We start from the raw sequence: 4,637 nt of genomic DNA, 5'->3' as shown, positions 1-4,637 counted from the left end.
GCACGGTGATCACTTTCTTGGCATCGGTCGCCTGCACCGTCTGGATGGCATTGCCGGCATAGATCGGACGCTTGAACGTGTCGGCAGAGACAACCTCGATGATCTCGGACACCTGCGCCACATCGAGCAGCGCGGCAACCCGCGGGAAGACGCTCTTGCCGGTGGCGGTGGCGGCGGTGATGATCGTGTCGTAGCTCGGAGCAAGGCTGACGATCAGGGCGGCGAGCGCTTCGGCGATGTTGTGGCCATATTCGTCGCTATCGGCGAGCAGCACTTTGGCGACGCCGGAAAGCTTTGCCGCCTGGTCGGCAGCAGCCTTGGCGCCCTTGCCGGCGACGAGCACATGCACATCGCCGCCGATCTTGGCGGCGGCAGTCAGTACCTTGGCGGTCTGGTCGGACAGGGCGGAATTATCGTGGTCGGCAACAAGAAGAATGGTCATATCGGTCTATCCTTAGAATTCATGGGTTCCTGAAATCCATCAGGCCCTGCCGAAAACGGTGGGGCGCGAGAACCGGAGCGGAGCGTATTTCAATACGTGAGCACCGGAAGCGCAGGGCCACGCCGTTTGCAGGCGGGCCTCATGGATTTCCTCAGATGACGCCGGCGGTCTTGAGGCTGGACACCAACTCGGCTACCGACTTCACCTTGACGCCCGCCTTGCGGCCCGACGGCTCCTCGGTCTTGAGGACCTTCAGGCGCGGCGAAATGTCGACGCCGAAATCGGCCGGGGTCTTCTTGTCGAGCGGCTTCTTCTTCGCCTTCATGATATTCGGCAGCGAGGCATAGCGCGGCTCRTTCAAACGCAGGTCCGAGGTGATCACCGCCGGCAGTTTCACTGCAATCGTCTGCAGGCCGCCATCGACTTCGCGGGTGATGTTGGCACTGTCGGCGCCGAGGATCTCAACCTTGGAGGCAAACGTCGCCTGTGCCCAGCCGAGCAGCGCCGARAGCATCTGGCCGGTCTGGTTGGAATCGTCATCGATCGCCTGCTTGCCGACGATCACCAGGCCCGGCTGTTCCGCCTCGACCACGCCCTTGACCAGCTTGGCGACGGCCAGCGGCTCGACGATCTCCTGATCGGTTTCCACCAGGATCGCCCGATCGGCGCCCATGGCCAGCGCGGTGCGCAGCGTTTCTTCCGCCTTGGCCGGACCGACCGACACCACCACGACTTCGTCCGCCTTGCCGGCTTCCTTGAGACGCAGCGCTTCCTCGACCGAAATCTCGTCGAACGGGTTCATCGACATCTTCACATTGGCAAGCTCAACGCCCGATCCATCCGCCTTCACGCGGATCTTCACGTTGTAGTCAACGACACGCTTCACGGTCACGAGAATTTTCATAGAGGCCTCATACGAGAAAATGTGCTGTGAAAAAATATGATAAATTTTTCACGTTGGGAAAAATCTACACAGAAATCTTCAGAATGCAAGCGTGAAAATATTGCATGATTTTTTCATACGGCCTATATCTTACGGCATGTCTCCCGAACCTGGGAACCGGTTTCGGGACAAAGACACGCGAAAAATAACGACCCGAAGCCATCACTGGACAATGGACAAATGCCCCCTCGCCCGCTGCTTTCGCAGGACAATGACATCGCCGCTTCCGACGACAGCACGCTGGACGAAACGGTCATCGGCGGCCAGATCCGCGAGCTGCGCAAGGTCAAGGGCCGGACGCTGCAGCAGGTGGCGGACGCCGCCGGCATCTCGGTCGGCTATCTCAGCCAGATCGAGCGCAACCAGTCGCAACTGCCCATCGGCGTGCTGAAAAAGATCTGCGACGCGCTCGACGTCCACATGAACTGGTTCTTCCAGCCCTCCGCCGACGTGCCGGCTGAGGAGCGCGACATCATCGTCCGCGCCCAGAACCGCCGGCGGCTGACCTTCACCGGCCTCGGCATCCAGGAAGAACTGCTCTCCCCCAATCTCAGCGGCCCGCTGGAGCTCCTGCTCTCGACGATCGAACCGGGTGCGGACAGCGACTACTATTCCCACGATGGCGCCGAAGCCGGCCTCGTCATGTCCGGCCAGCTTGATCTCTGGATCGGCGACAACTTCTTCCAACTCCACGCCGGCGACAGCTTTTCCTTCAAGAGCACGGAGACGCATCGGTGTGCAAATTCCGGCAGCGAGCCGGCAAAAGTGGTCTGGGTGATCACGCCGCCGCATTATTGAGGCGGGTTGTCTGGCGCTCGCTTGTACGAAGCCAGCCATCGGTCAGGCCGGACGTCGCCGGGTAAGATGGGACATGTGTCCGCGCATCGCGGGGCGAGCGGTCGCGGGACACGCAGAGGCTCCAGTGATCATCAGGCCATCGTTGCCAGGGAAGAGTATTCGTCAGTGAGAAGTATACCGTGCAGCTGTCGCCGGCGCACGCCCATGTTGCCGCCGTCAAACAGCGGGAACGCCAAGGCGTCCTGCAGATAGCCGTAGAGCGGCAGTTCGTCGTCATAGCTATCGATGCCGACAATCCGCATCAGGTCGGTTATCACCCGAACCGCTGTCTCGGAGCACCACACCTTGGAATAAAGAGCAATCTCTGCCGCGCCGGCGATCTGGGCATCCGCTGCCCAGCAGGCCCGCCAGCTGAGCGAGCGGACCGCCTCAAGCGAGGCTTTGGCGTCGGCAAGCGCATATCCAACAGCTTGATGCTCGATAATTGCCGCGGCTCCGCCACGCCGCTCGGTCTTGGCGAATTTCAAGGCGCAGTCGAAGGCCGCACGCATGACACCGGTGGACATGACACCCACCAATGCGGCCGTTGCGATAAAGCTTCCAACGACGATGTCTCTGCCACCGCCAATCCGGCCAATGACATTCCGCTTTGGTACCCGGACATTGTCGAGCCTGAAACGCGGTGTGAGATGTCCTCGATGTCCCATCGAATTGGCGTTTCGCTCGGTCGTCAGTCCATTTGCCGGCCGGTCGACGCAAATCACGGACAATGCAGCCCCCGGGTTCGCCTCTGAATCCGTTCGGCAGACGACTGCCAGAACATCCGCACCCTTGCCATCCCATCCTGTCGCGCTCGACACCCACTGCTTGCGGCCGTTGATCACCCAATCGTCTCCATCAAGGCGCGCAACCGTCCGGGTTCCTTCGCCGGGCTTTTCAGCATCGAAGTTGGCGCTGCCGCCTGGTTCGCTGTTGGCGAGCGCTGCCAATGGGGCGCCGGTGGTCTCAAGAAACGGACCGATCCATTGTGCTTGCTGTTCTGGCGTCCCGGCCATGAACAGCGGCGTGAGGCCAAGGAGATTCGCAAACATCGTCAGTGACACATTGACATCCGCAGCGTGGAATTCCTCCGCCACGACGGCCATATCCACCACACCTGTTCCGCCACCGCCGAACGGCATGGGAATGAGCCGTCGCATGAAGCCTTCCCCGACTAGATCGTCATAGATTGGCTTTGTCGCCCGAAACCGCGCCTCGGGCGTCGGCAAGTCGGCAATCAACCCATTCACCTGGCTGAGCTTGTCCGTGGCAAATCGCCGTGCCTTCTCCCGCAGCGCGCGCTGCTCCCCGGTGAGGGTGAAATCGATCATTGGGTTCCCCTATCGTTTTTCGTCGTGTCCTCTGGCGGCAGACGCCGCTAACCCGGCAACGCTATCGCGAAGAGGCGGGTCCGTTCTTGGACTGAAGGGAACCAGATTTGTTCGGAAGAGAACTGAGTGCCGATTTTTGTCAGACTGCGCGCTCATTCTTCAACCGGCGGCGGTACGCTTCGGGCGTTTCCCCGAAACGGCTTTTGAAGCAGCGGCTAAAGTAAGAAAGGTCCGAAAACCCGCATGCGAGGGCCGTTGCCGTGATGCTCGCCTTGCCGGGCCTGCCAAGGTAGCCGGCAGCGGCGACGAGGCGAAGTTCTCGCAAATGCTCCGAAAAGGTCGCGCCGCTCGGCTTGAACAGCTTATGCACATAACGATCGGAAATCCCGAAGAGCCGGGCAAGCCGCTCTGCAGACATGCCCGGATCATGAAAATTCTGTCGCAAACAGTCAAACAGGAGCGGGAAAGCCACGGTCGCTGGAGCCGCCGCGCCAATCATGTCAACCTGGCTTGTGGCATGTGCCAGGAGGTCCAGGACGTGTGTCTCGTAAACCGCCTTGCCGGTATTGTCTTCCAACAGGATTAATTCGGCATAGGAGCGAATGGCGGACGCCAACAGACGAGAAATCTCGCCTTGAGAAAGATGCAGCACCCCCGCCTTCAATAATGTCGCGGGCACCCGGTGGCGAGGCATGGCAATCGAATAGAGCGTGAAAGCCTCGCGATGGGCGATTTCATACGGAAACACCGTATCCGCCACGGCGATGTCACCGGGAAGGGTTCGAACCTCGCGACCATGCTGGACGGTCAGCCCGCGTCCTGCCACCTGCAAATTGACGAAGGCGATCTCAGCCGGCATACTCACGATATGATCCCGGCCACGCCGCACGGCATGGGAGGCGGCACTCACGCGAGAAACCTGGATTTCTTCACCCTGACCGCGCGTGATGTTTCCATAAAACGGGGCGGCGCTGATCCGCAGTGGCTCCATGCGTACAAACGCCTCTTCAAGGCTGTCGCGCCACAGGCTGAAGGGATCACATGTCGTCAGGCCTGTCGTGGTCCACCGTTCCGCCACACACAC

General features: G+C 60.6%; 4 protein-coding genes and 1 pseudogene. 1 reads left to right on the top strand and 4 read right to left on the bottom strand.

Annotated elements, in window-relative coordinates:
- Nucleotides 1-442: pseudogene (locus AC1D06_RS41855) on the bottom strand (electron transfer flavoprotein subunit alpha/FixB family protein); the annotation flags it as partial.
- Between the two features lie 151 nt (nucleotides 443-593).
- Nucleotides 594-1,346, bottom strand: a complete 753-nt coding sequence (locus AC1D06_RS41850; RefSeq protein ID WP_477991397.1) for an electron transfer flavoprotein subunit beta/FixA family protein — start codon at nucleotides 1,344-1,346, stop codon at nucleotides 594-596.
- Nucleotides 1,347-1,565: 219 nt separating this feature from the next.
- On the opposite strand from AC1D06_RS41850, the gene AC1D06_RS41845 reads away from it, so the two are divergent.
- Nucleotides 1,566-2,183: a helix-turn-helix domain-containing protein gene (locus AC1D06_RS41845; RefSeq protein ID WP_477991395.1), complete on the top strand. Its 618-nt coding sequence runs from the start codon at nucleotides 1,566-1,568 to the stop codon at nucleotides 2,181-2,183.
- A 131-nt stretch (nucleotides 2,184-2,314) separates the two neighbouring features.
- Here AC1D06_RS41845 and AC1D06_RS41840 read toward each other — a convergent pair whose 3' ends face one another.
- Nucleotides 2,315-3,553 (bottom strand): acyl-CoA dehydrogenase family protein, encoded by a 1,239-nt coding sequence (locus tag AC1D06_RS41840; protein WP_477991393.1) that lies wholly within the window; start codon nucleotides 3,551-3,553, stop codon nucleotides 2,315-2,317.
- Between the two features lie 139 nt (nucleotides 3,554-3,692).
- On the bottom strand, nucleotides 3,693-4,637 hold a 945-nt coding region (locus tag AC1D06_RS41835), incomplete at its 5' end, for a helix-turn-helix domain-containing protein (protein WP_477991390.1).

Source organism: Rhizobium sp. P2_G2 (genome assembly GCF_056403555.1).
The sequence above is the reverse complement of the archived record's forward strand: the minus strand, read 5'-3'. Positions and strand labels throughout refer to the sequence as shown.

Bases quoted from the DNA above. Each gene is read 5' to 3' on its own strand.
- AC1D06_RS41845 (WP_477991395.1), top strand. From the start codon at position 1,566: ATGCCCCCTCGCCCGCTGCTTTCGCAGGACAATGACATCGCCGCTTCC.
- AC1D06_RS41840 (WP_477991393.1), bottom strand. From the start codon at position 3,553: ATGATCGATTTCACCCTCACCGGGGAGCAGCGCGCGCTGCGGGAGAAG.